Raw genomic sequence first — 2,626 nt, 5'->3', positions numbered from 1 at the left:
GGCCTTGGTGGTGGACGAGGAGCCAGTCGCGGCGGGCGTCGCAGGCGGGGCAGCGTACGGGGATGCCGGTGACGCGGAGTTCGTCGGGGTGCTCGGTGCACACCACGAGGGCGTCTTGGTCGTAGGTGCCGGGTTGGGGCATGGGGTGCAGGTTCGGGGCCTGCGGGAGTTCCGGGTGGGGTTCGTGCACGGGTTCCTCTCCGGTCGGGGACCACACCATGCCCCCGACCGGGCGTAGAAGTCCATCGTGTTCGGCGACCTGCCTGGGAGCGCGTTCGTGCAGGTCATGACACCCTTGGTGGGTGTGTGGTCAGCGTCTGCGGTGGTGTTCCTCCGTGGTGCGGTGGACCGGTGTGGTGGTGGGTCGGGTTGGTGTGGTGGTCGCGCGTGTGGTGCTGCGGGTGGTGGCGGCTCGGTGTCGGGCGGTGGGTTGGTGGAGTTGGCGGCGGATGCGCCAGGTGAGGACTTCGGCAGGTGAGGCGGCGGTGTCGAGTTCGCGTTGCCCGGCGGCTTCGAGGATGACGGTGGCCGGTGCTTTGCCGGTGCGGGTGGCGTGGGTGAGCGCGGTGTTCAGGGCGGGCCAAGCGGGGTCGGCCACGATGCGGTCGGCGTGCTCCGGCAGGACCTGCCGCAGAGCCGCCATGACTTCGGGCGTGGCCGGGGGCGTTTCCTGGTCGCGCGCTGCGGGCGGGGTACCGGGTCGGGTTGCGCGTGTGGTCGTGGGGCGTGGCGTGGTGGTGTGGCGGTATGCGGCTTGGAGGTGGGTCAGGGCCTGGTGGGCTGCGGCGGCCTGTTGGTGGTGGTTGCGGGCCCGGTGCCAGTGGGTGGCGGCGAGTGCGGCCAGGACGAGGGCGCACAGGATCATGGCGATCGCTCCGCCGTCCTGTTCGCCGCGGCCGGCCCACAGGAGGTCGCGGGCGGCGGCACGCAGCTGGTCTCCGGCGCGTTGATTGGCCCGGACGCGGGAGCGGGTGGCGCGTTCGAACGCGATCGAGGCTCGCCGAACCTCGATGCGGGTGGGACCGGTGGTGACGATGACCATGGCGGCGAACGCCTCGCCCAATGCGGAGAGTTGCCCGGCCGCCGCTTCGTCCTCGCCGTGGCGAAGGTGTCCGGGGAGGGCGTCGAGGGTGGTGGCCGCCCGATGCCAGGGTTCGGCGGTGGAAGGGTCGCGGTGGGCAGCGGGGTGGAAGCGGGCGCGGATCCTGGGCAGGGACAGGTCGGGGGCGAGTCTGGTGCCGCCGAACCAGACGAGGTCGCCGTCGGCGTTGGTGTCGTCGGGCATAGCGACGCTGTAGCCGCCGACTTCGCCCGAGGGCAGGATGCGTTTCCTGACTTCCACGCCGAGTCCTTCGAGGGCGGCGAAGAACTCCGCCTCGTTCGAGGCCGCGGCGATGGCGGTGTGCACCCTCTCCCGCAGGTGCTCGCGTGAGGTCGTGGTCCGTCCTCGTCGTTCGGCCTTGAGGCGCTCGGCGTCGGTGGGGCGTTGGGCGGCGGTGCGGTCGGACCGGTCGACACGGGTCAGACCCCATTCCTGTTCAATGAGGGCGCATTCCGCGGCGGCGCGGAAGACGTCCCGGTAGTTGTCCGGGCGACGCAGGTCGGCTCGCACGAGGGTGGCGACGATGTGGATGTGGTCGTCGGCGTGGCGGACGGCGACCCAGCGGCACCCGTCCGGGTCGCCCTCGGGCGCGATGCCGGCCGCGGCGACCACGCGGCGGGCCGCCTGGGCCCACTCCTGGTCGGTCAGGGTCCGGTCCCGGGCGTGGTTGCGCAGCGAGCAGTGCCACACATGCTTGTCGGGCGCGTTGGCCCCGGCCTGGTCCACGCGCACGTCCATCAGACGGGCCAGGCGGGTCAGGACGGCGTTGTGCTCGGGCGAGCCGGGGGTCAGGTGTCCGGGTTCCGGGAGGAAACCCTCCCAGGAGGCGACGATGTGCTGACCGCTGTGAGGGCTGGCGCTCCCACCGGGGCCGAAGAGGTAATGCAGTACTCCCCGGGTTCTGCGCCCGTTCCTGATCTTCACGATCATCGGGTGGCCGTTCGTCCCAGGCGCAGGTCGGTCGCCGCCTCGACCCGTTCGACGACCCGACCGCAGTGGTCGATCCCGTCGGCGACCGCGGCGGCCAGGGCGGTGTCCTCGGGGCGGGTCGATCCGCCCGCGTTGAGGCGGTGGGCGACCTGGTTGAACAAGGTGCCCTGACGGACCAGGGCGGTCCGGGTGCGGACGAGTTCGTCGAGGAGGGCGTCGTCCGCGCCGTCGACCCGGAAGCCGGTGGCGCGGGCCCGGGCGAGGGCGGCGTCGGCGATGTACCGGGCGAGGGTGTGGCGCTCGCTACTGGCGGCCTCTTGGAGTTCGGCGCGCTCGGAGACGGACAGGCGCACGCTCACGGGCCTGCGCTGGATCTTCTTGCGCTTGCGGATGCGCGGCTTGGCGGGCACGGTGGCGAAGGCGTCGACGGGCGCGTGCTGCGGCATGTCGGCGACGGCGTGAGGCGGTTCCCCCTCCCGTCGCGCCCCCCGGCGCTGCGGCCCGTGTGCGCCGTCCCCGCCCTCGGGGGTCGGCGCACACGCGTGGGACCGGCCGACGGACGGTCCCACGCCTTGCTTGCTCGCCCCGCCGAGG

2 protein-coding genes and 1 pseudogene are annotated in these 2,626 nt (G+C 72.9%); all 3 read right to left on the bottom strand.

Features of this window, described 5'->3' with window-relative positions:
• A pseudogene (locus ACFXMF_RS47395) lies at positions 1–190 on the bottom strand (hypothetical protein); the annotation flags it as partial.
• 120 nt (positions 191–310) lie between these two features.
• A complete protein-coding gene (locus tag ACFXMF_RS47390) occupies positions 311–2,032 on the bottom strand; it encodes a mobilization protein (RefSeq protein ID WP_379992827.1) in 1,722 nt (573 codons plus the stop codon).
• The coding region (locus tag ACFXMF_RS47385; RefSeq protein ID WP_380021310.1) for a plasmid mobilization protein at positions 2,029–2,626 on the bottom strand (598 nt) is incomplete at its 5' end. The genes ACFXMF_RS47390 and ACFXMF_RS47385, both read right to left, overlap by 4 nt.

It is taken from the genome of Embleya sp. NPDC059213, assembly GCF_042754445.1.
In the GTDB taxonomy this organism is placed as follows: domain Bacteria; phylum Actinomycetota; class Actinomycetes; order Streptomycetales; family Streptomycetaceae; genus Embleya.
This window is presented reverse-complemented; position numbering and strand designations above follow the sequence as displayed.

Coding starts and splice junctions, on each gene's coding strand:
- ACFXMF_RS47390 (WP_379992827.1), bottom strand. CDS start 2,032: ATGATCGTGAAGATCAGGAACGGGCGCAGAACCCGGGGAGTACTGCAT.